The organism is Planomonospora antibiotica (assembly GCF_014647955.1).
GTDB lineage: Bacteria > Actinomycetota > Actinomycetes > Streptosporangiales > Streptosporangiaceae > Planomonospora > Planomonospora parontospora.
Map to the genome: position 1 here is coordinate 40,545 of NZ_BMQE01000026.1, position 23,908 is coordinate 64,452.

At 73.2% G+C, this 23,908-nt stretch carries 29 protein-coding genes and 1 pseudogene; 22 read left to right on the plus strand and 8 right to left on the minus strand.

The window, feature by feature from the left end:
• Positions 1 to 48: 48 nt before the first annotated feature.
• The 4 genes from leuC (at position 49) to IEZ06_RS22475 (ending at position 2,697) form a co-directional block, all read left to right on the plus strand.
• Positions 49 to 1,428, plus strand: coding sequence for a 3-isopropylmalate dehydratase large subunit (leuC, locus tag IEZ06_RS22460; protein ID WP_189238674.1), 1,380 nt, complete (start codon positions 49 to 51; stop codon positions 1,426 to 1,428).
• 11 nt (positions 1,429 to 1,439) lie between these two features.
• Positions 1,440 to 2,027, plus strand: coding sequence for a 3-isopropylmalate dehydratase small subunit (leuD, locus tag IEZ06_RS22465; RefSeq protein ID WP_189238675.1), 588 nt, complete (start codon positions 1,440 to 1,442; stop codon positions 2,025 to 2,027).
• A complete protein-coding gene (locus tag IEZ06_RS22470; RefSeq protein WP_068897588.1) occupies positions 2,006 to 2,260 on the plus strand; it encodes an SCO5555 family protein in 255 nt (84 codons plus the stop codon). Before leuD ends, IEZ06_RS22470 begins: the two co-directional genes overlap by 22 nt.
• 140 nt (positions 2,261 to 2,400) lie before the next feature.
• Positions 2,401 to 2,697, plus strand: coding sequence for an HU family DNA-binding protein (locus IEZ06_RS22475; protein ID WP_068897587.1), 297 nt, complete (start codon positions 2,401 to 2,403; stop codon positions 2,695 to 2,697).
• 220 nt (positions 2,698 to 2,917) lie between these two features.
• Here IEZ06_RS22475 and IEZ06_RS22480 read toward each other — a convergent pair whose 3' ends face one another.
• Positions 2,918 to 3,136, minus strand: coding sequence for a hypothetical protein (locus IEZ06_RS22480; RefSeq protein WP_189238676.1), 219 nt, complete (start codon positions 3,134 to 3,136; stop codon positions 2,918 to 2,920).
• Between the two features lie 336 nt (positions 3,137 to 3,472).
• Between IEZ06_RS22480 and IEZ06_RS22485 the strand changes: the two are divergent.
• A pseudogene (locus IEZ06_RS22485) lies at positions 3,473 to 4,147 on the plus strand (MFS transporter); the annotation flags it as partial.
• Here the strand turns inward: IEZ06_RS22485 and cofC are convergent.
• Positions 4,104 to 4,787, minus strand: a complete 684-nt coding sequence (gene cofC / locus IEZ06_RS22490; RefSeq protein ID WP_189238677.1) for a 2-phospho-L-lactate guanylyltransferase — start codon at positions 4,785 to 4,787, stop codon at positions 4,104 to 4,106. The pseudogene IEZ06_RS22485 and the gene cofC sit on opposite strands and share 44 nt — an antisense overlap.
• A gap of 69 nt (positions 4,788 to 4,856) precedes the next feature.
• Here cofC and IEZ06_RS22495 point away from each other — a divergent pair, with 69 nt between their 5' ends.
• From IEZ06_RS22495 to IEZ06_RS22510, 4 genes are read left to right on the plus strand one after another with little or no spacing between them, the layout of a single operon-like run.
• Positions 4,857 to 5,582 (plus strand): lysophospholipid acyltransferase family protein, encoded by a 726-nt coding sequence (locus tag IEZ06_RS22495; RefSeq protein WP_189238678.1) that lies wholly within the window; start codon positions 4,857 to 4,859, stop codon positions 5,580 to 5,582.
• A gap of 20 nt (positions 5,583 to 5,602) precedes the next feature.
• Positions 5,603 to 6,613, plus strand: a complete 1,011-nt coding sequence (locus tag IEZ06_RS22500) for an NAD(P)H-dependent glycerol-3-phosphate dehydrogenase (RefSeq protein WP_189238679.1) — start codon at positions 5,603 to 5,605, stop codon at positions 6,611 to 6,613.
• Complete coding sequence (locus IEZ06_RS22505; protein ID WP_189238680.1) at positions 6,610 to 7,821, plus strand: trans-sulfuration enzyme family protein; 1,212 nt, start codon at positions 6,610 to 6,612, stop codon at positions 7,819 to 7,821. Before IEZ06_RS22500 ends, IEZ06_RS22505 begins: the two co-directional genes overlap by 4 nt.
• A 50-nt stretch (positions 7,822 to 7,871) precedes the next feature.
• On the plus strand, positions 7,872 to 8,981 hold the full coding sequence (locus tag IEZ06_RS22510) for a D-alanine--D-alanine ligase family protein (RefSeq protein WP_189238681.1): 1,110 nt from the start codon (positions 7,872 to 7,874) through the stop codon (positions 8,979 to 8,981).
• Here IEZ06_RS22510 and IEZ06_RS22515 read toward each other — a convergent pair.
• Complete coding sequence (locus IEZ06_RS22515) at positions 8,964 to 9,410, minus strand: DUF3515 family protein (protein ID WP_189238682.1); 447 nt, start codon at positions 9,408 to 9,410, stop codon at positions 8,964 to 8,966. The genes IEZ06_RS22510 and IEZ06_RS22515 overlap by 18 nt on opposite strands.
• A gap of 16 nt (positions 9,411 to 9,426) precedes the next feature.
• Positions 9,427 to 9,660, minus strand: a complete 234-nt coding sequence (locus tag IEZ06_RS22520) for an Lrp/AsnC family transcriptional regulator (RefSeq protein WP_068897581.1) — start codon at positions 9,658 to 9,660, stop codon at positions 9,427 to 9,429.
• 51 nt (positions 9,661 to 9,711) lie between these two features.
• On the opposite strand from IEZ06_RS22520, the gene IEZ06_RS22525 reads away from it, so the two are divergent.
• The 3 genes from IEZ06_RS22525 to thiD all read left to right on the plus strand — a co-directional run bounded on the left by IEZ06_RS22525 (position 9,712) and on the right by thiD (position 12,465).
• The gene (locus tag IEZ06_RS22525) at positions 9,712 to 10,701 is read left to right on the plus strand and encodes a thiamine-phosphate kinase (RefSeq protein WP_189238683.1); all 990 of its coding nucleotides are present in this window, start codon (positions 9,712 to 9,714) and stop codon (positions 10,699 to 10,701) included.
• A gap of 96 nt (positions 10,702 to 10,797) precedes the next feature.
• Positions 10,798 to 11,559 carry a hypothetical protein gene (locus IEZ06_RS22530; RefSeq protein ID WP_189238684.1) on the plus strand — a complete coding sequence of 254 codons (762 nt, stop codon included), beginning with the start codon at positions 10,798 to 10,800 and terminating at the stop codon, positions 11,557 to 11,559.
• Positions 11,560 to 11,667: 108 nt separating this feature from the next.
• Positions 11,668 to 12,465 (plus strand): bifunctional hydroxymethylpyrimidine kinase/phosphomethylpyrimidine kinase, encoded by a 798-nt coding sequence (thiD, locus tag IEZ06_RS22535; protein WP_203872131.1) that lies wholly within the window; start codon positions 11,668 to 11,670, stop codon positions 12,463 to 12,465.
• Positions 12,466 to 12,477: 12 nt separating this feature from the next.
• Here thiD and IEZ06_RS22540 read toward each other — a convergent pair whose 3' ends face one another.
• From IEZ06_RS22540 to rpmB, 3 genes are all read right to left on the minus strand, one after another.
• Positions 12,478 to 12,912, minus strand: coding sequence for a PIN domain-containing protein (locus IEZ06_RS22540; protein ID WP_189238686.1), 435 nt, complete (start codon positions 12,910 to 12,912; stop codon positions 12,478 to 12,480).
• Positions 12,909 to 13,220 carry a hypothetical protein gene (locus IEZ06_RS22545; protein WP_189238687.1) on the minus strand — a complete coding sequence of 104 codons (312 nt, stop codon included), beginning with the start codon at positions 13,218 to 13,220 and terminating at the stop codon, positions 12,909 to 12,911. The genes IEZ06_RS22540 and IEZ06_RS22545 overlap by 4 nt, the downstream gene beginning before the upstream one ends.
• Before the next feature lie 294 nt (positions 13,221 to 13,514).
• A complete protein-coding gene (gene rpmB, locus IEZ06_RS22550) occupies positions 13,515 to 13,700 on the minus strand; it encodes a 50S ribosomal protein L28 (protein WP_068897575.1) in 186 nt (61 codons plus the stop codon).
• Positions 13,701 to 13,984: 284 nt separating this feature from the next.
• Between rpmB and fakA the strand changes: the two genes are divergently transcribed.
• From fakA to IEZ06_RS22600, 10 genes are all read left to right on the plus strand, one after another.
• Positions 13,985 to 15,571: a DAK2 domain-containing protein gene (gene fakA / locus IEZ06_RS22555; RefSeq protein ID WP_189238688.1), complete on the plus strand. Its 1,587-nt coding sequence runs from the start codon at positions 13,985 to 13,987 to the stop codon at positions 15,569 to 15,571.
• Positions 15,572 to 15,639: 68 nt separating this feature from the next.
• Positions 15,640 to 17,811, plus strand: coding sequence for an ATP-dependent DNA helicase RecG (gene recG, locus IEZ06_RS22560; protein ID WP_189238689.1), 2,172 nt, complete (start codon positions 15,640 to 15,642; stop codon positions 17,809 to 17,811).
• Positions 17,812 to 18,301: 490 nt separating this feature from the next.
• Entirely contained in the window at positions 18,302 to 18,871 is a 570-nt protein-coding gene (gene rsmD, locus IEZ06_RS22565) for a 16S rRNA (guanine(966)-N(2))-methyltransferase RsmD (protein ID WP_189238690.1), read from the plus strand.
• Between the two features lie 15 nt (positions 18,872 to 18,886).
• Positions 18,887 to 19,363 (plus strand): pantetheine-phosphate adenylyltransferase, encoded by a 477-nt coding sequence (coaD, locus tag IEZ06_RS22570; protein ID WP_068897571.1) that lies wholly within the window; start codon positions 18,887 to 18,889, stop codon positions 19,361 to 19,363.
• A 139-nt stretch (positions 19,364 to 19,502) separates the two neighbouring features.
• A complete protein-coding gene (locus IEZ06_RS22575; RefSeq protein WP_189238691.1) occupies positions 19,503 to 20,054 on the plus strand; it encodes a YceD family protein in 552 nt (183 codons plus the stop codon).
• A gap of 1 nt (position 20,055) precedes the next feature.
• Entirely contained in the window at positions 20,056 to 20,235 is a 180-nt protein-coding gene (gene rpmF, locus IEZ06_RS22580; protein WP_084008384.1) for a 50S ribosomal protein L32, read from the plus strand.
• 255 nt (positions 20,236 to 20,490) lie between these two features.
• On the plus strand, positions 20,491 to 21,195 hold the full coding sequence (gene rnc / locus IEZ06_RS22585) for a ribonuclease III (protein ID WP_229798570.1): 705 nt from the start codon (positions 20,491 to 20,493) through the stop codon (positions 21,193 to 21,195).
• A gap of 25 nt (positions 21,196 to 21,220) precedes the next feature.
• Positions 21,221 to 22,096: a bifunctional DNA-formamidopyrimidine glycosylase/DNA-(apurinic or apyrimidinic site) lyase gene (gene mutM / locus IEZ06_RS22590; protein ID WP_189238692.1), complete on the plus strand. Its 876-nt coding sequence runs from the start codon at positions 21,221 to 21,223 to the stop codon at positions 22,094 to 22,096.
• Positions 22,093 to 22,368, plus strand: coding sequence for an acylphosphatase (locus tag IEZ06_RS22595; RefSeq protein WP_189238693.1), 276 nt, complete (start codon positions 22,093 to 22,095; stop codon positions 22,366 to 22,368). The genes mutM and IEZ06_RS22595 overlap by 4 nt, the downstream gene beginning before the upstream one ends.
• A gap of 188 nt (positions 22,369 to 22,556) precedes the next feature.
• Entirely contained in the window at positions 22,557 to 22,751 is a 195-nt protein-coding gene (locus IEZ06_RS22600; protein ID WP_068897566.1) for a hypothetical protein, read from the plus strand.
• 153 nt (positions 22,752 to 22,904) lie between these two features.
• On the opposite strand, the gene IEZ06_RS22605 is transcribed toward IEZ06_RS22600, so the two are convergent.
• Positions 22,905 to 23,624, minus strand: a complete 720-nt coding sequence (locus IEZ06_RS22605) for an alpha/beta hydrolase (protein WP_189238694.1) — start codon at positions 23,622 to 23,624, stop codon at positions 22,905 to 22,907.
• Positions 23,625 to 23,908 lie beyond the last annotated feature (284 nt).

Below are 23,908 nucleotides of genomic sequence, written 5' to 3' on the forward strand. Positions count from 1 at the left end.
GGCAAGTCGGGCGACGACGCGCAGCGTCGCAACGAAAGGGAGGCGACAATGGGCCGCACGCTGGCGGAGAAGGTCTGGGAGCAGCACGTCGTGCGACGTGCCGAGGGAGAGCCCGACCTGCTCTACATCGACCTGCACCTCATCCACGAGGTGACCAGCCCGCAGGCGTTCGACGGCCTGCGCATGGCGGGGCGGACCGTGCGGCGGCCGGACCTCACCATCGCCACCGAGGACCACAACGTCCCGACCCTGCTCGGCCCGATCACCGACCCGGTCTCCAAGACCCAGGTCGAGACGCTGCGCAAGAACTGCGCCGAGTTCGGCGTCCGGCTGCACCCGATGGGCGACGCGGGCCAGGGCGTCGTGCACATCATCGGCCCGCAGTTCGGCCTGACCCAGCCCGGCATGACCATCGTCTGTGGTGATTCTCACACCTCGACGCACGGCGCCTTCGGCGGCATCGCCTTCGGCATCGGCACCTCCGAGGTCGAGCACGTGCTGGCCACCCAGACGCTGCCCGCCTACCGCCCCAAGACGATGGCCATCGAGGTCTCCGGCGAGCTGCCGCCCGGCGTCACGGCCAAGGACCTGATCCTGGCGATCATCGCGAAGATCGGCACCGGCGGCGGCCAGGGCTACATCGTCGAATACCGCGGCGAGGCCATCCGCAGGCTCTCCATGGAGGGCCGGATGACCATCTGCAACATGTCCATCGAGGCCGGCGCCCGCGCGGGCATGATCGCCCCCGACGAGACCACGTTCGCCTACCTGAAGGGGCGGCCCCACGCCCCGGCCGGCGAGCAGTGGGACGCCGCCGTCGAATACTGGAAGTCGCTGGTCACCGACGCCGACGCCGTCTTCGACGCCGTCGTGGAGATCGACGCCTCGACCCTGACCCCCTTCGTCACCTGGGGGACCAACCCCGGCCAGGGCGCCCCGCTGGGCACGGCCGTGCCGGCGCCCGAGGAGACCGACGACCCGGCGGCCGCCCGCCGCGCGCTGGAGTACATGGGGCTCACCCCCGGCACCCCGCTCCGCGAGGTCGAGGTGGACACCGTCTTCGTGGGCTCCTGCACCAACGGCCGGCTGGAGGACCTGCGGGCCGCGGCCGAGGTGCTGCGCGGCCGCCGGGTCGTGACCCGGACGCTGATCGTCCCCGGATCGATGCTGGTCAAGCTCCAGGCCGAGCAGGAGGGCCTGCACGAGGTGTTCAAGGCCGCCGGCGCCGAGTGGCGCGAGGCGGGCTGCTCGATGTGCCTGGGCATGAACCCCGACACCCTCGCCCCCGGCGAGCGCAGCGCCTCGACCTCCAACCGCAACTTCGAGGGACGCCAGGGCAAGGGCGGCCGCACCCACCTGGTCTCGCCCGCCGTCGCCGCCGCCACCGCCGTCACCGGCAAGCTGACCGCCCCCGCCGACCTGGCCTAGGAGACACGACCATGGAAGCCTTCACCGCGCACACCGGCCGGGCCGTGCCGCTGCGCCGCAGCAACGTCGACACCGACCAGATCATCCCGGCCGTCTGGCTCAAGCAGGTCAGCCGGACCGGTTTCGAGAAAGGCCTGTTCTCCGCCTGGCGCGAGGACCCGGACTTCGTCCTGAACCAGCCCGCCTACCAGGGCGCCTCGATCCTGGTCTCCGGACCGGACTTCGGCACCGGCTCCTCGCGCGAGCACGCCGTCTGGGCCCTGCAGCAGTACGGCTTCCGCGTCGTGATCGCGGCCCGGTTCGGCGACATCTTCCGTAACAACTCCACCAAGATGGGGCTGCTCCCGGTCGTGCTGCCGGCCGAGACCGTCGAGGCGCTGCAGTCGGCCGTGGAGGCCGACCCCGCCCTCGAGGTCACCGTCGACCTGGGGGAGCGCCGGGTGCGCTGGGGCGCCGAGTCCGCCGGTTTCGAGATCGACGACTACACCCGCTGGCGGCTGATGGAGGGCCTCGACGACATCGGCCTGACCCTGCGCAACGCCGACGACGTGACGGCGTACGAGAATGGCCGGCAGCCATGGCTGCCGACGACGGTCTGACCCGTTCAGAACGAGAGCTGGCGCGGCTGCTGCGCGAGGCGCACAGCCGCGTCCGCGTGCTGCCCGTGCCTCCGGAGACGCGGCAGCGCCTGGCCAAGCACCTGCTGGCCATCTGCGGAGCGGCCAAGCACGACCTGGACCGTGCGGCCACCCGCCTGGAATCGTTCCTGATTGACCTCGATGACCTGGTTTCAGACACGCGGAGTGCTGGAAATATTGCGGAAGGTGATTGAGTCACACGCTTCCGTCCCCTAATTTCAAGCGGGTAAGGGTCTCTCGCTCCACCTGAGACCCCTCTCGGCGAAAAATCGGGTGAGACGGGCTTCCTGTCTTGAGACCCACTCCCGGACATCGGCAACAAGGGGCAATCTTCATGAACAAGAAAGAACTCGTCGACGCCATCGCGGATCGGGTGGGCGACAAGAAGACGGCCACCGAGGCCGTGAACGCCGTGCTCGACACCATCCAGAAGGCCGTCGCCAGCGGCGACAAGGTCTCCATCACGGGTTTCGGCGCCTTCGAGATGGCGCACAAGCCGGCCCGCACGGCCCGGAACCCCTCGACGGGCGCCGAGATCAAGGTGGCCGAGAGCTGGGCGCCGAAGTTCCGCGCCGGCTCCGACTTCAAGGACCTCGTCAACGAGGGCGGCAAGAAGGCCGCCAAGAAGTAGCATCCGCGAGCAGGCGGCATCCGCCAGGCGGCGGACTCGCACATCGGGCGCCCGGATCCCCGTGGGGGACCGGGCGCTCGGCGTGTCCGGCGGCCCCGATGCCCGGCGGCGGAGCAGGGCGGCTGCGGAGGCCGCCCTGCTCCGCGCGGGCCCGCGGTCCCGGGCGCGGCGCCGGGACGGGCCGCCCTCCGGCTGCTCCGCGCGGCCCGGGGCGCGCAGGTCAATCCGGCAGCGGCCGGTCCGGCAGCGGGAACGTCGAGAGCGTCACGTAGGTGACCAGGCCGCCGTCCACGGAGATGTTCACCCGCTGGCCCGGCCTCAGCAGCCGGAGCGGCCCGGCGTCGAACGCCCCGGCGCCGAACGGGACCTCGGTCCCGTCGTCCAGGAACACCGACCCGGACCGGGTGGCGGAATCGAAGGTCCTCACCGTCGCCTGCACGCCCACCACCCTAACGCGGCCCGGTCCGGCCGCCCCGAGACTCCCGCCGGCCGTACGGCGGAGCCCCTCCGCCCGCGGGCCGTACGGGGAAAAGGGTTTGACCGGCGCATCGCGGGCGGCGATCATTCACGGCTGTGCGGACCGGGGACGAGCGTGCAGGGATGTGGCGGGACAGGTCGTTCCGGCTCTTCCTGGGCGCCGACGCGATCAGCCAGTTCGGCACCCAGGTCACCATCGTCGCCCTGCCGCTGGTCGCCCTGCTCACCCTGAAGGCGAGTCCTTTCCAGCCCCTGGTCGGCCGGGACGACGTGCTGCGGGGCAACGGGGTCCTGGAGACGCTGCGCGGATCCGGCGCCGGCCGGGGAGCGGCGGCGGCTCCGGGAGGAGGTCGCCGAGGGCGTCCGGTACGTCGCCGGCCACCCGGTCCTGCGGCGCATCGCCCTGGTCGGCGCGCTGGCCATGCTCTCGAACGGCGTCTGGTTCGTCGCCCAGCCGTTCTTCCTGCTCAGGCTCCTCGACGTCGGTCCGGTGGGGTACGGCCTGCTCCTGGCGGCCGCGCCCGCCGGCTGGCTGGCGGGCGCGCTCCTCGCCCCCCGCGCCGCCGCCCGCTTCGGCGTCGGCCCGGCGATGTACGGCGGGGCCGCACTGGCCGCCGCGGCCGTCCTGCTCGCCCCGCTGGCCGGCCGGGGCTGGGCGCTGGCGCCGTTCGCCCTCGGCAACGCGCTCAACGGGGTGGGCGCGGCGGTGTTCAGCGTCAACCAGCTGAGCTACCGCCAGCGGATCACCCCGGAGCGCCTGCTCGGCCGGATGAACGCCAGCATGCGGTTCCTGATGTGGGGGGCGGCACCGGTCGGCGGCCTGCTCGGCGGGGTGCTGGGGGAGCTGTTCGACGCCCGGACGGCCCTGTGGATCGCCGCGGCCGGCATCGCCCTGGCCCACCTGCCGGTGCTGGCGTCCCGGCGGATCCTCAGACTCCGGCGGCCCCTCCCTGCGGAGACCCCTCCCCGATGAGCCAGGCGACCCTCCGGGTGCGGGGGCCGGTGCCCAGGGCGAGGGCGGCGCGCAGGTCGTCGGGGGTGTCCACGTCCCGGCGCACCGAGTCGGCCCCGGTCAGGCAGAGCTCCTTCGCGCCGCGCCGCAGGTGGCGGTCGCGGGAGGCGCCGCCGAACCCCGGGGTGAACGGGACGCCGGGCCGCGTGCCGTAGAAGGTCGTGCCGAACTCGGCCGCGTCGGGCAGGAAGGCCTGGTCGAACTCGGCCGCGGCGGCCAGCACGAGCGCCAGCTCCGCGGGGCGCAGGGCCGGCAGGTCGGCCTGGAGCGCGCCGACCGCGTCCCCGGGCGCCAGCCGTACGGCCTCGCCCGCGCCGTGGCGCAGCGCCGCGTTGAGCCCCGCCTCCGGGTCGCCGACCACGCGGGCGCCCACTCCGGACAGCGCCTCGGCCGCCACCGGGTCGCCCGTCACCACCACGACGCGCGCGACGGGGCCGCAGCTCAGCGCGGCCTCGACGGTGTCGCAGGCGATCGCCACGGCCAGCGCGGCGCGGTGCGGACCCGCGGCCTCGGACAGCCGGGTCTTGGCCGCCACCAGGGTCTTGACCGGGACGACGAGGGTCCAGTCCGGGCTCTCGGAAGGAGGCATACCCTTAAGCATCCCGTCTCGACAGCCTCCGGAGCCAACCGGAAGACTCGAGATGTACCCCCCTATCGTATGGAGGAGCGGATGAGGCGCCCTGGGTGGCCGACCAGGTTCTGGGTCGCGGTGGCCGTCGTGATCGTCAAACCGATCTCGTGGCTCCTGGTGAAGAAGGAGTGGCGACACGCGGAGCGGCTGCCGCGCGAGGGCGCGATCATCATGGTGACCAACCACCTGTCGTGGGTGGACCCCTTCCTGGTCGCGCACTTCCTGTACGACCACGGGCGCTGGCCGGTGGTCCTGGCCAAGTCCGGGCTCTTCTCGGTGCCGGTGATCGGCCGCATGGTGCGGGCGATGCGGGCGATCCCCGTCTACCGGGGCAGCGCGGAGGCGGCCCGCTCGCTGGAGGCGTCCCGGGAGCGGATCGACGAGGGGGCGTGCGTGATGTTCTACCCCGAGGGCACCTGCACCCGCGACCCGGACTTCTGGCCCATGGAAGGCAAGACGGGTGCGGCGCGGCTGGCCCTGGAGACCGGGGCGCCGGTGATCCCGGTGGCGCACTGGGGCGCGCAGGAGATCCTGCCCTACGGCAGCAGGCGGCCCCGCCTCCTGCCCCGCAAGACGTTCCGCGTGCAGGTCGGACCCCCGGTGGACCTGTCGAGACACCGCGAAGGGCTCGGCGGGCGGCCGCCCGGGGCCGAGACGCTGCGCGCGGCGACCGCCGACGTCATGGCGGCGATCACGGCCCAGCTGGCCGAGCTGCGCGGGCAGAAGGCGCCTGACGCCCCGTTCAAGAAGCCCTCTCACGGCTGACTTCGGCGTACGGTGATGAAATGACCAAGGCTGCCGTGTTCGGGACGGGTTCATGGGGCACGACTTTCGCGATGATCCTCGCCGGGGCGGGCACCCGGACGACCCTGTGGGGCAGGCGCCCGGAGATCGTCGAGGCGATCGACCGCCGCCATGAGAACCCCGACTACCTGCCGGGTACGGCGCTGCCCGAGACGCTGCGCGCCACCACCGAGCCGGCCGAGGCGCTCGACGGCGCCGACTTCGTGGTGCTCGCCGTGCCCTCGCAGACCCTGCGCGGCAACCTGACCGCCTGGAAGCCGGACCTGCCGGACGACGCGGTCCTGGTGAGCCTGATGAAGGGCATCGAGCTCGGCACCACCAAGCGGATGAGCGAGGTGATCTGCGAGGTCGCCGAGGTCCCGCCGGAGCGGGTCGCGGTGGTGTCGGGTCCCAACCTGGTCGGCGAGATCGTCCGGGGCCAGCCCGCCGCCACGGTGGTCGCCTGCCCCGACGAGGGGGCCATGGAGCGGCTGCAGGCGGCCTGCCACCTGCCGCCGTGGTTCCGCCCCTACACCAACCCCGACGTGGTCGGCGTGGAGCTCGGCGGGGCGGTCAAGAACGTCATCGCGCTCGCGGTCGGGGTCTCGGCGGGCATGGGGATGGGCGACAACGTCAGCGCGATGCTCATGACGCGCGGGCTGGCGGAGATCTCCCGGCTCGGCGCGGCGCTCGGCGCCGACCCGCACACGTTCGCGGGGCTGGCGGGGATGGGCGATCTGGTGGCGACCTGCACCTCACCGTTGTCCCGGAACCGCACCTTCGGTGAGAATCTGGGACGGGGCATGACCCTGGCCGAGGTCGTCGCCGCCACCAAGCAGACCGCAGAGGGCGTCAAGTCCTGCGAGTCGGTCCTCGAACTGGCCAGAAAGCACGACGTGGAGATGCCGATCACCGAGGTCGTGGTGGCCGTCGTCCATGACGGCATGCCCCCCCGCGAGGCCGCGATGCTGCTGATGTCACGGACCCCCAAACCCGAACGGTACGGCGTGTGAACCGCCCCGCGCGCCGGCAGCGGGGCGAGAACACCCGCTCGGCGCACCTGCCGGCCCCGGCGGGCCCCCCGGGCAGCCCTCTCGGCCTGCCGGTGTGGCGCAGTTCCGCGTGGAGCCGCACCGGCGCGCCCGGCGGCCCGGAGGCGACGGGGGAGGACCCCGCCGACCGCGTCGACAACCCGACCACCGCCGCCTTCGCCGCGGCCGTCGCCTCCCTGGAGGGCGCGGCCGCGCCCGAGGACGTCGCGGGCCAGGCCTTCGCCTCGGGGACGGCCGCGGTCAACGCGGTGCTGATGACCTTCCTGCGCGCGGGGGCGCACGTCGTCACCCCCGCCCAGGTCCACGACCGGACCCACTCGCTGATCACGAACGTGCTGTCCAGGTTCGGGGTGAGCGCGGACTTCGTCGACTACGCCGATCTCGGCCGGGTGGGCGCGGCGGTCCGGCGGAGCACGAAGATCATATACGCGGAGACGCTCTCCACCCCGTCGGCGGCCGTGGCCGACGTCCGCGGCCTCTACCGGATCGCCCGCTCCGCCGGAGCCCTCCTGGTGGTCGATTCGACCTTCGCCACGCCGGTCGTGTGCCGCCCCCTGGAGCACGGCGCCGACCTGGTGGTCCACTCCGCGACCACCTACCTCGGGGGGCACGACGACTGCACCGGCGGCGTCGTGGTGGGCCGCCCCGACCTGATCGCCCGGCTCCGCCGGGTCCGCGTCGACACGGGGGCCGAACTCTCCCCGGACGACGCCTTCCTGCTCCGCCGGGGCCTGGAGACGCTCCCGCTGCGGGTGCGCCGCATGTGCTCCACCGCGATGGTGTTCGCCGCGGCCGTGGCCAAGCACCCCGCCGTCCGCCGGGTCGACTACCCCGGCCTCCCCGGGCATCCCGGCCACCGGCTCGCCAGGCACCTGTTCGACTCCGGCCCGGAGGGCACCCGGTACGGCGCCTGCGTGACGGTGACCCCGCACGGCGGCCACGACGCGGGCGTGCGGCTGGCCGGCGCGCTCCGGCTGGTCTCGGCCGCCTCCTCGGCGGGCGGCACGCGCACCAAGGCCGTGTGCACCGCCTCCCTCGGCCGCCGATCCGCCGAGGGCGCGGGGGACGACGCGGGGGCCGTGCGGTTCTCGATCGGGCTGGAGGACGCCGAGGACCTCATCGTGGACGTCACCAGGGCGCTCGACTCCCTGCTCGCTTCGGGGAGATAAGCGCGTCTGACAACCGGATTCACCCCCCAGAGGGGGTACATTCGGTCATCATGAACGAGCAGCACACACCTCGGCCGCGGGTGGCGATCCTCTTCGGCGGCCGCAACTCCGAGCACGCCGTCTCCATCCTCGGAGCGGGCAGCGTGCTGGAGGTGATCGACCGGTCCAGATACGAGGTGATCCCCATCGGGATCGCCCGGGACGGGCGGTGGGTGCTCGCCTCCGGCGACCAGCGCTACGCGATCGAGAGCGGCGAGCTGCCGTCCGTGGACGCCCGGGGGGCCGAGCTCGTGCTGCCGTCCGGCGGCGGCCCGCTGACGGCCTACGACGCCTCCAGCGTCCCGGTCGAGCTCGGGCGGGTGGACGTGGTCTTCCCGGTCATGCACGGCCCGTTCGCCGAGGACGGCACCATCCAGGGCCTGCTGGAGATGGCGGGGGTCCGCTACGTCGGCTCCGGCGTGCTGGCCAGCGCGGTCGGCATGGACAAGGCCTACATGAAGATGGTGCTGGCGGCCTCCGGCCTGCCCGTGGGCCCGTACGTCACGATCCGCGACCGCGACTGGCGGGTGGACCGGGACCGGGTCCTCAAGGAGGTCCAGGAGCTGGGCTGGCCGGTCTTCGTCAAGCCGGCCCGGGCGGGGTCGAGCCAGGGCATCTCCAAGGCCTCGGACCTCGAGGAGCTGGAGCGGGCCGTCGAGCTGGCCCGGGAGCACGACCCCAAGGTGCTGGTCGAGGCCGCGATCGCCGGCAGGGAGATCGAGTGCGCCGTGCTGGAGTCCCTGGGGGACGAGCCGCCGCAGGCCAGCCTCCCGGGGGAGATCCTGGTCCACGGCGACCACGAGTTCTACGACTTCGAGGCCAAGTACGTCGGGGACGACATGTCCCTGGTCGTGCCGGCGGACCTGCCCGGCGGGCTGACCGAGGACCTGCGGGCCATGGCCGTGCGGGCGTTCGAGGCGCTGGGCTGCGAGGGGCTGGCCCGGGTCGACTTCTTCTGCACCGATGACGGCAGAGTGCTGCTCAACGAGATCAACACGATGCCGGGCTTCACCGCGATGTCGGCCGCGCCGCAGCTGTGGGAGGCCACCGGCCTGCCGTACGCCGAGCTGGTCGACCGGCTGATCCGGCTCGCCCTGGAGCGCTCACCCGGTCTGCGGTAGCGCCGCCTTGACGGGGACCGCGAGCTCGACCAGCACGCTCTCCGGAGCGTGCTCGCGGGAGATCGTCACCTCGACGTAGGCCGCCCGCCCGATCGCGGTGAACAACGCGGGCCGGGCGGGGTCGGCGAACCACGCCACGTCGTCGACCACCGGCACCTGGTCGGTGGCGGCCATGTTCGCCGGGCGCGGCACCCCGCAGCGCAGTCCGATCTCCCCGGCCCCCCACACCGCGACGTACGGCGACGGGGGGTCCGACTCGGTCCGCTCGGCGCCGTCGAGCACCTGGGGCAGGCGCCCGGCGAGCGCACGGCACGCGGCGGCGGCCGGCGGCTCCGGCGAGGGCGGATCCATGCGGACCGCCCCGCCGCATCCCGCCAGGGCCAGCAGGGCGCAGGCCCAGCCGGCCCGGCGGGCGAACCGGAGAGACATGCGCCCTTCCCGCGGCTCAGATGTGGACGATGGGGCAGGTGAGGGTCCGCGTGATCCCCTCCACCGCCTGGATCTGCGCCACCACGAGCTTGCCGAGCTCGTCCACGTTCCGGGCCTCCGCGCGCACGATCACGTCGTAGGGGCCGGTGACGTCCTCGGCCTGCGTGACGCCGGAGATCGAGGAGATCTGGCGCGCGACGTCCGCGGCCTTGCCGACTTCGGTCTGGATAAGGATGTAGGCCTGCACCATCACGTCCTCCCGGGCGATTGGATCAGTACCGGAGGGCAACCGTACCCTGTGATGAACGGGAGGTGCGTCATCACAGTCGGAGATCTCGGCGAATTCGGAATCGTTGCACGTATTGCCGGACGCTTGCCGCAGGGCCGGACCGTCCTGCTCGGCCCGGGGGACGACGCCGCGCTGGTGGGTGCGCCCGACGGACGGGTCGTCGTCACAACGGACTTACTGCTTGAGAATAGACATTTCCGTCTTGATTGGTCTAGTGCCTACGATATTGGGCGTAAAGCCGCAGCTCAGAACCTCGCCGACGTCGTCGCCATGGGTGCGGTCCCCACCGGCGTCGTGGTGGGCCTCGGCCTGCCCGCCACCACCGCCGCCGGCTGGCTGGACGACCTCGCCGACGGTTTCCGGGACGAGTGCGACCTGGTCGGGGCGAGCGTCGTGGGCGGCGACACCACCCGCTGCGACCTGGTGGTGATCGGCGTGACGGCCCTCGGCGACCTGGGCGGGCGCGCGCCGGTCACGCGCTCGGGGGCCCGCCCCGGCGACGTGGTCGCGGTGGCCGGGCGCCTCGGCCGCGCCGCGGCCGGGCTCGCCCTGCTCCAGGCAGGCCGGGCCGGGGGCGCGGAACCCGGCGGTCCGGCCCCGGCGGAGCTGGAGACCCTGGTGGGCGCCCACCGCCGCCCGCGACCGCCCTACCCGTGCGGGGTTCAGGCCGCAGGACTGGGCGCGACCGCGATGCTGGACGTCAGCGACGGGCTCCTGCAGGACCTGGGGCACATCGCCGACGCCAGCGGCGTGGGGATCGCGCTCGACCTCTCGGCCTTCGCCGTCCCCGAGGAACTGGAGACCGCGGCCCGCCTGCTCGGCGCCGACCCGCTGGAGTGGGTGCTCACCGGCGGGGAGGACCACGCGCTGGCCGCGACCTTCCCCGGCGGCGTACGGCTCCCGCCCGCCTGGACGGAGATCGGACGGGTGACGGAGGGCGAGGGGGTCGAAGCCGGGGGCCGGACCTCCGAGCACCGCGGCTGGGACCATTTCCGGGCGTGACATCCGTCACCGACCGGTGCATCGGCGAAAATTGTGACAGATCTTTACCGAAATGGTAGGAAGATTGGCGGTCGACGTCTGCGAGAACGAGGTGCCATGGGTAGTCACGAGCCGGTGGAGGGCGGCGCCCTCCACCACGGCGGGCGACCCGGGCCCGAGGCCGTGCCGGAGCCGCCCGCGGAGGTGCCGGTCGGGCGCCGGCTCCGCCCCGAGCAGTCGGCGGCGACCGGTGACGTCCTCCCGGCGCTGGAGGACCGCGCGGAACCCGGTCCTGCGGAGTCGGACCGGACCGGCGGGCGGTGGCGCCCCGGGGCGCCGGTCAAGCTGGCGGCGCTGACGGTCGCCGCCGCGGCCGCGATGCTGGGCGGGACCGCGGCCGGCGTCCAGGCGTGGAAGGACTCGGCCGGGCCGCTCTTCGGCTGCTCGGCCGGGGAGTGCCCGACGGCGGACCCGGAGGGGGGCGCCACCGGACCCGAGGAACCCGTCCCCGGGGAGGAGCCCCCGCGGCCGGAGCGGTCCCGGACCGCGGCCCCTTCCCCGTCCCCCGCGGAGACGACCGGCCGCCCGGAGTCGAGCCGCACCCCGAAGGCCCGTCCCGCCACGCGGGAGCCCACCCGGCGTCCCCGGGGGACGGGATCGGCGTCCGGCGGTGACGAGGAGGCCCGCAAGCAAGGCCTGTCCGTGGGGCGGCCGGGCACGCCCCACGAGGAGACCCCCACCCAGACCGCCGCCCCCACGCCCACGCAGGCGCCCTCGACCGCCCCGCCCCCCGACTCCGGGAACGGGGAGGGGGAGGGGGACGGACCTGAGATCCCGCTCCCCCTGCCGCTCCCTCTTCCGCTGGACGGGAAGGACTGAGGACGGCCCGGCGACCCGTGTCCCGGAGCGGCGCCGACCCCGCGCGGGCGGCCGCCGCGCGGGAGCAGGACGCCACGGAATCCGGTGGAAGCTGGTTGGATGAGGTCCATGACCGTTTCGTCCCCTCCCCGTGTGCTGACCGTCGCCGGTTCCGACTCCGGCGGCGGCGCGGGCATCCAGGCCGACCTGAAGACCATGCTGGCCCTCGGCGTGCACGGCATGAGCGTCATCGCCGCGGTGACGGCGCAGAACTCACTGGGCGTGCAGGGCTACTGGGAGCTCCCGCCCGAGGCGGTACGGGCCCAGCTCGACTCGGTGCTCGGCGACATCGGGGCCCAGGCCGTCAAGACGGGGATGCTGGCCTCGGCGGCGCTCGTGGAGACCGTCGCCGAGGCGCTGTCCGGGGTGGACGCGCCGGTCGTGGTGGATCCGGTCGGCGTCTCCAAGCACGGGGACGCCCTGCTGGCGCCCGAAGCCGTGGAGACCGTCAAGTCCCGGCTGCTGCCCGTGGCCACGGTCGTCACCCCCAACCTCTGGGAGGTCTCCCAGCTCACCGGGGTGAAGGTCGAGGACGAGAGGGACCTGCGCCGGGCCGCGGACGCGATCCTGGCGCTCGGCCCCGCCTGGGCGCTGGTCAAGGGCGGCCACCTGCCGGGCGCCCCGGTGGACCTGCTCACCGACGGCGACCGGGAGTTCCGCTTCACCGCGGAACGCCACGACAACCGGCACACCCACGGCACGGGCTGCACCCTGGCCTCGGCGGTGGCCTCCCATCTGGCCCTCGGCGAGGACGTCCCGTCCGCGGTGGGGAAGGCCAAGGAGTACGTCACCGGAGCGATCGCCCGGGGGTTCGCGCTGGGCGCGGGCATCGGTCCGGTGGACCACGCCTGGCGGCAGCGCGCCTGACGGGACCCGCCCTCAGACGTCGATGATCACGCGGTCCAGTGCGCCGTCGACGCGGGTGATGCCGTCGCGGTCACCGGTGAGCACGATGGCGTCGACGACCCCCGAAGGGGAACTGCGGGCGCACAGGGCGACGTTCACGTCGACCACGTCGTCATGGCCGCACTCGCCGATCTTCCGGCCGATCTCCAGGGCACGCTCCGGGGTCAGCTCGTCGATCACCAGCGAGCCGTGGCGGATCCGCCGGGCGCGGTTGAACGCCGCGGCCAGCCGTACCCGGCGGGTCCCGTCCCGGCCGGCCTCGGCCAGCACCGTGCGGGGCACGACGCCCTCCAGCTCGCCCGCGAGGATCCGTTCCAGGGCCTCGATCACGTCGGGGTTGCCCCGTTCGAGCCCGACGAGGGCCCCGGTGTCGAACACGAAGCGCCGCAGCCCGGCGGGGCGTGTCACGCCGTCCGCCCCCTTCTGACCGGCTCGGTCTCCTGGACCGTGCACAGGGCGTCGATGGCCTCGTCGATCCGCTTGCCGCTCTCCGCGGTCGGCGGGCCGAACTCCGCCCTGAGGTCGGCGACGAGCGCGGACAGCTCCGCCCGGCTGCGCTGGTGCTCGACGACCTCCGCGATCAACCCGGAGATGGAGGGGGCCCGGCCGGCCCTGACCTCGGACTGCATCCACCGGTACAGGTCATCGGGGAGGTCGACGCCGATCTTCTTGGTCATGTCGCGTACGTTGCCGCGAGGGAAGCAGGTCATGGTCACGCTGCGACGATAGAGAGTCACGGTCCGTGCGGTGGACAGGTTGCGAAAACATGTTCACCGCCAGCGGTTCCGTTGAACCGGCGGTCCGTCCCTCCGGGGCCGGGCCCTCCGCCGCCGGGGATCCGGCGGCCCGCCTCCGGGGAAGGCCGGCCGCCCGTCTCGGGGAGGAACCGCGGCCGGGAGGAGCCGGCGGTGCGTCTCGGGGAAGGCCGGCCGTGGCGGCCGGCAGCCCGGGAAAGCCGACAGCCCGCCGCCCCTCGGCGGAGGGACGGCGGGCTGTGCGGAGCGCCTGGGCTAGCGGGTGACCTTGCCGGCCTTGATGCAGGAGGTGCACACGTTCAGCCGCTTCGGCGTGCCGTTCACGACCGCGCGCACGGGCTGGATGTTCGGGCTCCAGCTGCGACGGGTGCGGCGGTGCGAGTGGGAGACGTTGTTGCCGAAGATCGGCTTCTTAGCGCAAACGTCGCAGACGGAAGCCACGGTTCGCTCCTTATATCAGTCGAGAGACCCGATCCGCTGGGCGGTCATCGGGCATGCCGGGACGACCGGCTGGCCAAACGAGGATATCCGATGCCTGACCGTGCGTGCCAACGCGAGCTGCCACGACTGGCCGAACGGGGATAATCTCCGAAAGGCAACCGTAGCGTATCCGGGCGGCCGCGGCGGCGGACCGCGTCCGGGGCGGACGCACCGGATGTGGTCCGCAGGCAGGCGCGGCCGCCGGGGACGAGGGGCGGACGCGCCCGCAGGCACGGAGGGCAGGCATGCTGCAGGTTCTCGACCCGCCGGCGGTCCGGCGGTGGTCATGGCTGGCCGCGGAGACGCTGGGCCGGGCCAGGGAGGAGATCGACGCCCTCAACGTCTTCCCCGTGCCCGACGGCGACACCGGCACCAACCTCCACCTGACCATGCTCTCGGCGGCCGAGGCGCTGGACGGGTTGCCCGGGGATGCTGACGCGGCCACCACCTGGCGGACCTTCGCCCAGGGCGCCCTGCTCGGCGCGCGGGGCAACTCGGGGGTCATCGTCAGCCAGGCGCTCCGCGGCCTCGCCGAGGTGCTGAGGACGGGCGAGGGCGGCGGCGCGGATCTCGGCCGCGGCCTGGCCAGGGCCGCCGAGCTGGCCCGCGGCGCGGTGGAGCGGCCGGTCGAGGGCACGCTGCTGAGCGTGCTCGGCGCGGCGGCCTCCGCGGTGCGCGACCTGCCCGGCGACCTCGCCTCGGTGGCCGCCAGGGCCGCACAGGAGGCCCGCGCCGCGCTCCGGCGCACCCCGGAGCAGCTGGAGGTGCTGTCCCGCAACGGGGTGGTGGACGCGGGCGCTGCCGGCCTGACGCTCATCCTGGAGAGCCTCGCCGCGGTGGTGACCGGCTCCTACGCCGAACGCCCCGACGTCCCCGCGCCGGTCCGCAGGGTCGTGCCCGGGCCGGAGGAGCCCCACCGGCCCGGGGGGCACCCGGGCTACGAGGTCATGTACCTCCTGGACGCCGGCGACGAGGCCGTGGAGGCCCTGCGCGCCGAGCTGGACGCGCTCGGCGACTCGCTGGTGGTCGTGGGCGGGGACGGCCTGTGGAACGTGCACGTGCACGTGGAGGACGCGGGAGCGGCGATCGAGGCCGCCCTGCGGGCCGGCGGCAGGCCGCACCGGATCAGGGTGACCTATCTGGCCGGGCTCGGCCGGACGCACCCGGCCGCGGGCGGGCGGGGCGTGGTGGCGGTGGCGGCGGGGCCCGCCCTGGGCGAGGTGTTCGAGCGTTCGGGAGCCGTCGTGGTCCGGCGCGAGCCGGGCTCCAGCCCGTCCCTGGCCGCGGTGCTGGCCGCGATCCGGGGGGCGGGCACGGAGGTAGTGGTCCTGCCCAACGACAGCGGGGCGCGCGAGGTCGCGGCGGCCGCGGCCGAGATCGCCCGCGAGGAGGGGCTCGCGGTGAGCGTGCTGCCCACCCGGGCGTCGGTGCAGGGCCTGGCGGCGCTGGCCGTCCACGACCCGCTGCGGCGGTTCGACGACGACGTGGTCGCGATGACCGAGGCGGCCGCGCACACCCGCCACGGGCACGTGTGGGTGGCCGACCGCGAGGTCATGACGAGCGCGGGGCTGATCCGGCCCGGGGCCGTGCTCGGCGTGATCGACGGGGACGCCGCCCTGGTCGGCGCGGACCTGGTGGGGACCGCGCTGGAGGTCGTCGGCCGGATGGTGTCCTCCAGCAGCGAGCTGGTCACCCTGCTGGAGGGCGCGGACGCGCCCGCCGGGCTGGCGCAGGCCGTACAGGATCGTCTGGCCGAGACCCGGCCGGACATCGAGGTCGTCCGCTACGGGGGAGGGCAGGGCGGTTACCCGCTGCTCGTCGGGGTCGAGTGAGCCGGGCCGGGGGAGGCGGAAGGCGGATGCGGGTGAATTCTGTCGCCCGGAGGCGGTAGAAAGCTGGCGTGACGAGCTTCGACGAGCCGACGAGCAAGGTGCTGGACCCCCGCACGGCCAAGCTGCTGGAGAGCGTCCTGGACCTGCGGACCGTCGGCGACCTGCTCCGGCACTACCCGCGGCGCTACGCCCAGCGGGGCGAGCTGACCGACCTCGACGACCTGCGGGTCGACGAGCACGTCACGGTGGTGGGAGAGGTCACCAGGGTCATGCGCAAGCCGATGCGCAACAAGGGCGGCACCTGGCTGGAGGTCGAGGTCGTCGACGGCCGCCGGAGCAAGATCTACCTGTCGTTCTTCGGCAAGGCCTCGCACATCGCGGAGACGCGGCTGCGCCCGGGCGCCCGGGGCATGTTCGCCGGGAAGGTGGGCGCTTTCGGCCAGGGCGAGCGGCGCAAGTGGCAGCTCTCCCACCCCGAGTTCGAGATGATCGACGAGGCCGAGCGCGACGCGGGGGAGTTCGCCGCGGCGCTGGTGCCGATCTACCCGGCGGGCAAGGACGTGACGCCCTGGGCGCTGCGGCGGGCCCTGGGCGTGGTCCTCGACACCATGGGCTCTCTGGATGACCCCCTCCCGGCGGACCTGCGCGCCCGGCACGGGCTGCCCGGCCTGACCGAGGCGCTGCTGGCGGTCCACCGGCCGCGCGACCACGCCGATGTGAGCCGGGCGCGCAAGCGGCTCAGGTTCGACGAGGCGTTCCTGCTCCAGGCCGTGCTGCTGCAGCGGAAGATGGCCGCCGCGGCCTGGTCGGCGACGCCCCGGCCCCGGCGCAGCGACGGGTTGCTGGCCGACTTCGACGGGCGGCTGCCGTTCCGGCTCACCGAGGGGCAGCTGAGCGTGGGCGAGGAGATCGCCGCCGACCTGGCCCTCGACCACCCGATGCACCGGCTGCTCCAGGGCGAGGTCGGCGCGGGCAAGACCGTGGTGGCGCTGCGGGCCATGCTCCAGGTGGTCGACGCCGGCGGCCAGGCGGTGCTGCTCGCCCCCACCGAGGTGCTCGCCCAGCAGCACCACCGGTCGATCACCGCCATGCTCGGCGACCTGGCCGCCGGAGGCATGTTCGGCGGCACCGCGGTCGCCCTGCTGACCGGCTCGCTCGGGGCCGCGGCCCGCCGGGCGGCGATGCTCGACGCGGCCTCCGGGACGGCCGGGATCGTGGTCGGCACCCACGCGGTGCTCCAGGAGCGGGTCCAGTTCGCCGACCTGGGGCTGGTCGTGGTCGACGAGCAGCACCGCTTCGGCGTGGAGCAGCGCGACGCGCTGCGCGAGAAGGCCGGGGGCGGGCGCCCGCACGTCCTGGTCATGACCGCGACCCCGATCCCGCGCACGGTCGCCATGACCGTCTTCGGCGACCTGACCGTCTCCACGCTCTCGCAGCTGCCCTCCGGCCGCGCCCCGATCACCACGCACGTGGTCCCCGTGGCGGAGAAGCCGCACTTCCTGGACCGCGCCTGGGTCCGGGTGCGCGAGGAGATCGAGCTCGGCCGGCAGGCCTACGTCGTGTGCCCGCGCATCGGCGACCTGGAGGGCGACGAGGGCGACCTGGCCAAGGCGGACGACGAGCGCCGGCCGCCGCTGGCGGTGCTGGACGTGGCGGCGACGCTCGCCGAGGGGCCGCTGAAGGGACTGCGCACGGCCGTGCTCCACGGCAAGCTGCCGCCGGAGGAGAAGGACGCCGTGATGCGGGCCTTCGCCCGCGGCGAGGTCGACGTCCTGGTGGCGACCACGGTCATCGAGGTCGGCGTGGACGTGCCGAACTCGTCGGTCATGGTGATCATGGATGCCGACCGCTTCGGCGTCTCCCAGCTCCACCAGCTCCGCGGGCGCGTCGGCCGGGGCGGCCTGCCGGGCCTGTGCCTGCTGGTGAGCGAGGCGCCGCAGGGCACCCCCGCGCGCGAGCGGCTCGACGCGGTCGCCTCGACCCTGGACGGCTTCGAGCTGTCCCGGGTGGACCTGGAGCAGCGCAGGGAGGGCGACGTGCTGGGCGTGGCCCAGTCGGGCCGCAGGTCGTCGCTGAAGATGCTCCGGCTGCTCCGGGACGAGGACGTCATCCAGGCCGCCCGGGACGAGGCGGAGGCGATGCTGGCGGCCGATCCGGCCCTGGCCGGGCATCCGGTCCTGCGGGCGGAGATCGACCGGCTGCTCGCCGACGAGCGGGCGGAATATCTCGAGAAGGCGTGACGGGCGGGTGCCCGGTGCGGCGGCCGGCGGACACGCTCCCCGTGCGGTGGTCGGTGGACGCACTCCCCGTGCGGTGGCCAGCGGACGCACTCCCCGTGCGGTGGTCGGCGAGGTGGAGCCCCGGCCCCGTGCGATGATCGCTGGACCTGGAGGCCCGCTCCCGTACGGTGATCGCCGACGTCGGAACCCGATCGCCGGGTGAACGCCCAGTTGCGGGGACGGCCTCCCCCCGAATGCCGTCCCCGCCTGGGCCCATCTCTCGGGTCAGGTGCCGAGAGTACCGGCGTGCGGAAGGGCTCACGATCACGCCGGCCGGCCTTCCTCTGGGTCACTCGAAGGCCGCAGGACTCATCATGCAGGGCGGCGGGACCCGAGGGAACGACCCTTGCGCTTTCGTCGCCGCCCCTTGCCCACTCTTGACCGGGGCTGACCGGCGAAAACCCTCTGACCTGCGGTTATGTGTTCGGCCGCGACACGGGACAATGGACGGGTGAGTCGAGTCATCGCGGGTGTCGCAGGGGGAAGAAGGCTGGCCGTGCCGCCGGGGAACCGGACCCGGCCGACGAGTGACCGGGCCAGGGAGGGGATCTTCTCCACGGTGGGCTCGCTGCTCGGCCCGCTGGACGGCACCCGGGTGCTGGACCTGTACGCCGGGTCCGGCGCGATCGGGTTGGAGGCGCTGTCGCGCGGTGCGGCCCACGCGCTGCTGGTGGAGTCCGACGCCAGGGCGGTCAGGACGATCAGGGAGAACATCGCCTCCCTCGGGCTGCCGGGCGCCGAACTCGCCGCCGACCGGGTGGAGCGGGTGCTCGCCCGGGGCGCCGCCGAGCCGTACGACCTCGTCTTCGCCGACCCGCCCTACGCGGTGACGGCCGAGGAGGTCGACGCGGTGCTGGAGCGCCTGCGCGACGGCGGGTGGCTCGCTCCGGACGCGCTGGTCGCGGTGGAACGGGAGAGCCGGGGGAAGGACCTGGTCTGGCCGGCCGGATACGAAGAGGAGAGGGTCCGTCGTTACGGCGAAGCGTCCGTTTGGTACGGTCGCGCCGCCGGGAATCCGTAAACCTGGGGGTTCGCCTTGCGTCGCGTTGTCTGTCCGGGGTCGTTCGACCCCGTTACCAACGGTCATCTGGACATCATCGGCCGGGCCTCCCGGCAGTACGACGAGGTCGTCGTCGCGGTCCTGATCAACATCGAGAAGAAGAGCCTGTTCACGGTCGAGGAGCGCATCGAGATGCTGCAGGCCGTGACGAAGGAGTACGGCAACGTGCGCGTGGACAAGTTCCACGGCCTGCTGGTGGACTACTGCAGGCAGCAGGAGATCCCCGCGATCGTCAAGGGCCTGCGCGCGGTCAGCGACTTCGACTACGAGCTGCAGCAGGCCCAGCTGAACTACCGGATGTCCGGGGTCGAGACGCTGTTCATGGCGACCGGTCCCGAGGTGTCGTTCCTGTCGTCCAGCCGGATCAAGGAGATCGTCCGGTACGGCGGGAGCGTGGCCGGGCTGGTCCCCGATCTCGTCCAGGACCTGCTGGTCGAGCGGCTCAGGGGCTGAGGCCGACCGGTCGGCCCGGTGCCGGCCGCGCGCCGCGGCGTGCGGGGGAGAGGGCTCGCGAAGCAGACCCCGACCCCTGGTATTCTCTTATTTCGGCCTTGCACGACGGCGGTGACTCGCCATGCCTGATGAGAGCGGAATGACTCTGCACCTTGATCCTCGCGCCCCCTGGGTGGTCTCCACCCACGAACTGGGGCGGCGTCCGGGGGCCATGAAGCAGATGCACCTGACTCTTCCGGCACCGGCGGAGACCGGCGTCGACATGATCGGCGTCCCCAGGGGCGCCGATGTCGAGCTGGACATCCGGCTTGAGTCGGTCATGGAGGGCGTGCTCGTCACGGGCACGGCGCGGTCCCCGCTGCGGGGGGAGTGCGCACGGTGCCTGGAGCCGGTCACCTCGGAGAACGAGGTGTCGTTCCAGGAGCTGTACTTCTACTCGGCTGAGGATGCAGCCGAGGACGACCTTCTCCTCGACGGTGACCTGCTCGACCTCGAACCGGTGTTCCGCGATGCGGTGGTGCTCACACTGCCGCTGAGCCCGCTGTGCAGTGAGGACTGCGCCGGGCTCTGCGTGGAGTGCGGGGTCAGGCTGGCTGATGCCGAGCCTGGCCACGGGCACGAGGTGATCGACGCCCGCTGGGCGAAGTTGCAAGGTCTGGTTCCGGAACATAACAACGATCAGGAGAGCTGACGTGGCTGTCCCCAAGCGCAAAATGTCGCGGAGCAACACTCGCTCCCGCCGGTCGCAGTGGAAGGCCGCCGCGGTTTCGCTCGTGAGCTGCCCCCAGTGCCGCTCGCCGAAGCGTCCGCACATGGTGTGCCCGACCTGCGGCACCTACAACCGCCGTCAGGTGATCGAGCCCTCCGCCTGATCGCATTCTGACTGACGGACGCCGGCCGGGAGCGCTTCGCTCCCGGCCGGCGTCACCGTCCGCCCGCCAGTGCGATGGCGGTCCACCCGCGGCCGTGGTGGACGCCGGGGTCCGCGACCACGCGTACCCTCCCGGCGCCCACCACGTCTTCGGAGTATCCGGACGATCTCTCGTCTCGCCTCTTCGCCATCGCGCATTCGATCGACCGTCGTGCGAGGAGAAGAAGACGTGGCAGCAAGTGTGAAGCCGGTGGCCGTGGAGGCCGTACGGGACGAGCTGGAAGAGATCCTGTCCGTGCGGCTGGACGCGGCGATCCTGGAGCGGGCGCTGACCCACCGCTCCTACGCCTACGAGAACGGCGGCCTGCCCACCAACGAGCGCCTGGAGTTCCTCGGCGACTCGGTGCTGGGCCTCGTCGTCACCGACACCCTCTACCGCAACCACCCCGACCTGCCCGAGGGCCAGCTGGCCAAGCTGCGGGCCGCCGTGGTCAACATGCGCGCCCTCGCCGACGTGGCGCGCGGCCTGGGCCTGGGCCGGTTCCTGCGGCTCGGCCGCGGCGAGGAGGGCACCGGAGGGCGCGACAAGTCCTCGATCCTCGCCGACACCCTCGAGGCGCTGATCGGCTCGGTCTACGTGGACAAGGGCCTGGACGAGTCGTTCCGGGTCGTCCACCTGCTCTTCGACCCCCTCATCGCCCACTCGGCCTCGCTGGGCGCGGGGCTCGACTGGAAGACCTCCCTGCAGGAGCTGACGGCCTCGGAGTCGCTCGGCGTGCCCGAGTACCACGTCGCGGAGAGCGGCCCGGACCACGCCAAGTCCTTCAGCGCGGTCGTCCGCCTGGGCGGCGAGGAGTACGGCTCGGGCGCCGGGCGCTCGAAGAAGGAGGCCGAGCAGCAGGCCGCCGAGGCCGCATGGAACCGCATCAGGACCGACCGGGACGCGCGCGAGGCGAGCTGAGACCGGTCGGCGGGGAGGGACGCGCATGCCCGAGTTGCCCGAGGTCGAGGTCGTCCGGCGGGGCCTGGAGCGCTGGGTCGCCGGGCGGACCGTCGCCCGGGCCGAGGTGCTGCACCCGCGGGCGGTCCGGCGCCACGTGCCGGGCGCGGAGGAGTTCGCCGCCCGGCTGGCGGGCCGTACGATCGGCTCGGCCGAGCGCCGGGGGAAGTACCTCTGGCTCCCGCTGGACGGCTCCGACGCGATCCTGGCGCATCTCGGGATGAGCGGCCAGCTGCTGGTGGTCGAGCCGGACGCGGCCCCCGAGCGCCACCTGCGGATCCGGCTGGGGTTCGCCGACGGCGGCCCCGAGCTCCGCTTCGTCGACCAGCGCACCTTCGGGCACGTTCTGGTCGCCCCGATGACCCTCCGGCTGCCGCGGTGGGTGCCGGAGCCCATCGCGCACATCGCGGCGGATCCCTTCGAGGACGAGTTCGACGACGAGCTGTTCACCATCGGCCTGCGGCGCAGGCGGACCGAGGTCAAGCGGGCGCTGCTGGACCAGTCGCTGATCAGCGGGGTCGGGAACATCTACGCGGACGAGGCGCTCTGGAGGGCCCGGCTGCACGGCACGCGGCCTGCGGACACGCTGACCCGGCCGAAGATCGCGGAACTGCTGGCGGCCGCCCGCGAGGTGATGAGCGAGGCCCTGGCGGAGGGCGGCACATCTTTCGACAGTCTCTACGTGAATGTCAATGGCGAGAGCGGCTACTTCGAGCGGTCACTCGCCGTGTACGGCAGGCGCGGCCTGCCCTGCCGGCGGTGCGGCGCCCCGGTCGTCCGGGAGTCGTTCATGAACCGCTCCTCCTACAGCTGCCCCCGCTGCCAGCCTCCCCCGCGGCGGTCCCGGAAGATGGGGGCATGACGGACGTACGGCTGACCGCGTGGGTCAGAGGCAGGGTGCAGGGCGTGGGTTTCCGCTGGTGGACGCGGGCGCGGGCGCTGGAGCTCGGCCTGGCCGGCTGGGCGAGGAACACCGACGACGGCCGGGTGGAGGTCGTGGCGGAAGGGCCGGAGAAGGCGGCCGGCGAACTGCTGGAGCTGCTCCGGGGCGGGGGGACTCCCGGCCGGGTGGACACGGTCGTGGAACGCTGGAGCGAGGCGAGAGGAAATCTATCCGGTTTCGTGGAGCGCTGACACTTCCCTTGAAACGCCTTAATGGGGTATATTTAGCTGTCGAGAGTGTCCACAGGTGCATCCATGCGGAGTGTTCAACTTGACCGTCTCCCTCACCGGTGCGACTCTTGATAGGAACCACGCGCACCCCTCCCGCGGCAAGAAGTGCGCGAACCAGTCTGGTCACTCAGCGTGGAGGACCCTTAACCATGGCGAAGGCTCTACTCGGCCACGTCGGCGGTCCTGACCCTCGGATGGTCTCGGAAATGCGTCGCCTTCAGCAGCGCATCCGCGACCTCGAGGCAGAGCTCACCCGGCTCCAGGCCCAGAACGACGAACTCGCGGCAGGCAACCGCGAAGAGGCGTTCCCCCGCCTGCAGGATCGCGAGCCGGCTCTCACCTAGGGCCCTTTTCCTGAACCTTCGCCCGTCGGGGCGGCGGATCCGAGTCGGATCCGGCGCGGATGTGCGGGGTTCAGGGACGGGTTCCCGGGGCCGGCGCGGAGCAACACCTGTCCAGGGACGCCTCAACGGGGCGTCCCTTGTCATTTCCTTTCCTCATCCGCCTTCTCGAAGGTGGATGTGGCGTGAGACGAAGGCCAGCTGCTCGGGCAGGACCCGGCGGCGGTAGGCCGCGTTGTGGCATCCGCCGGAGATCCCGCCTTCGGCCGTCGCGCCCAGCGCCTTCAGGCCTTTCAGCATCGTCTCGGTCTGCCTGGCCCAGCCGTCGCGGTCGCCGCAGCCCAGCCAGACGGGGATGTCCACCAGCTCGCGCAGCGGTGCCTGCGCCGTGGTGATGGCCGGTGCGACCGCCACCACCACGGCCACCTTCTTCTCGCCCAGCTCGGCGGCGAGGCGGAGCGCTCCGGCGCCCCCGGCCGACCAGCCCATCAGCCCGATCCGGTCGGTGTCCAGTCCGCAGTCACGCAGATAGGGCAGGAGCCGCCCCTCGATGTCCGCCGAGGGCCAGTCGTCGATCGAGGCCACCGCGAAGCGCGCGCCCCCCGCGGCCAGATAGCGGTCCACCGCGTAGAGCTCGAACGGGGTCAGCGCGTCGCCCGCGGCTCCGTGCAGCATGACCACCACCGGGATCCTGCCCCGGGTGGCGGGAGGGATGCCGATCACCACCCTGCGGTCGTCCATCGTGCTGCGCTGCAGCGTGCCCGGCGGCACCTCGGGGGGGTCGGGCATCCTGCCGCACCTGATCTGCCCGTAGGCCTTCCGCACACCGTCCGGTCCGGCCATCACGGCGGTGGCGCCGAGGCCGAGCAGTGCCAAGCCCCCGGTGATCATAAAACTTCGTCTTTTAAGCGGATTTTCCCTGTTCTGGGGGGGTAGTGGCGCTCCCCGCTCGCCGCGCTCCACGTCCATGCAGGGCACCATAAGCCGTGCATGGGCGGGCGCGGGCGAAGAACGGTAGTCTTCCCCGCTAAGGGCCCGCCGCCGGCCCGGATCGGGTGCCGGTCCCGCGGCCCCGTGAGGTCCCGGGGACGCCGGGGCGCCGCCCCGGCCTCCGCACCGGGACCTCCGGCCGATGATCCGCGCAGACCAGGGACGAGGGG

Bases quoted from the DNA above. Each gene is read 5' to 3' on its own strand.
- leuC (WP_189238674.1), top strand. From the start codon at position 49: ATGGGCCGCACGCTGGCGGAGAAGGTCTGGGAGCAGCACGTCGTGCGA.
- leuD (WP_189238675.1), top strand. From the start codon at position 1,440: ATGGAAGCCTTCACCGCGCACACCGGCCGGGCCGTGCCGCTGCGCCGC.
- IEZ06_RS22470 (WP_068897588.1), top strand. From the start codon at position 2,006: ATGGCTGCCGACGACGGTCTGACCCGTTCAGAACGAGAGCTGGCGCGG.
- IEZ06_RS22475 (WP_068897587.1), top strand. From the start codon at position 2,401: ATGAACAAGAAAGAACTCGTCGACGCCATCGCGGATCGGGTGGGCGAC.
- cofC (WP_189238677.1), bottom strand. From the start codon at position 4,787: ATGCTTAAGGGTATGCCTCCTTCCGAGAGCCCGGACTGGACCCTCGTC.
- IEZ06_RS22495 (WP_189238678.1), top strand. From the start codon at position 4,857: ATGAGGCGCCCTGGGTGGCCGACCAGGTTCTGGGTCGCGGTGGCCGTC.
- IEZ06_RS22500 (WP_189238679.1), top strand. From the start codon at position 5,603: ATGACCAAGGCTGCCGTGTTCGGGACGGGTTCATGGGGCACGACTTTC.
- IEZ06_RS22510 (WP_189238681.1), top strand. From the start codon at position 7,872: ATGAACGAGCAGCACACACCTCGGCCGCGGGTGGCGATCCTCTTCGGC.
- IEZ06_RS22515 (WP_189238682.1), bottom strand. From the start codon at position 9,410: ATGTCTCTCCGGTTCGCCCGCCGGGCCGGCTGGGCCTGCGCCCTGCTG.
- IEZ06_RS22520 (WP_068897581.1), bottom strand. From the start codon at position 9,660: ATGGTGCAGGCCTACATCCTTATCCAGACCGAAGTCGGCAAGGCCGCG.
- IEZ06_RS22525 (WP_189238683.1), top strand. From the start codon at position 9,712: ATGAACGGGAGGTGCGTCATCACAGTCGGAGATCTCGGCGAATTCGGA.
- IEZ06_RS22530 (WP_189238684.1), top strand. From the start codon at position 10,798: ATGGGTAGTCACGAGCCGGTGGAGGGCGGCGCCCTCCACCACGGCGGG.
- thiD (WP_203872131.1), top strand. From the start codon at position 11,668: ATGACCGTTTCGTCCCCTCCCCGTGTGCTGACCGTCGCCGGTTCCGAC.
- fakA (WP_189238688.1), top strand. From the start codon at position 13,985: ATGCTGCAGGTTCTCGACCCGCCGGCGGTCCGGCGGTGGTCATGGCTG.
- IEZ06_RS22575 (WP_189238691.1), top strand. From the start codon at position 19,503: ATGACTCTGCACCTTGATCCTCGCGCCCCCTGGGTGGTCTCCACCCAC.
- mutM (WP_189238692.1), top strand. From the start codon at position 21,221: ATGCCCGAGTTGCCCGAGGTCGAGGTCGTCCGGCGGGGCCTGGAGCGC.
- IEZ06_RS22595 (WP_189238693.1), top strand. From the start codon at position 22,093: ATGACGGACGTACGGCTGACCGCGTGGGTCAGAGGCAGGGTGCAGGGC.
- IEZ06_RS22600 (WP_068897566.1), top strand. From the start codon at position 22,557: ATGGCGAAGGCTCTACTCGGCCACGTCGGCGGTCCTGACCCTCGGATG.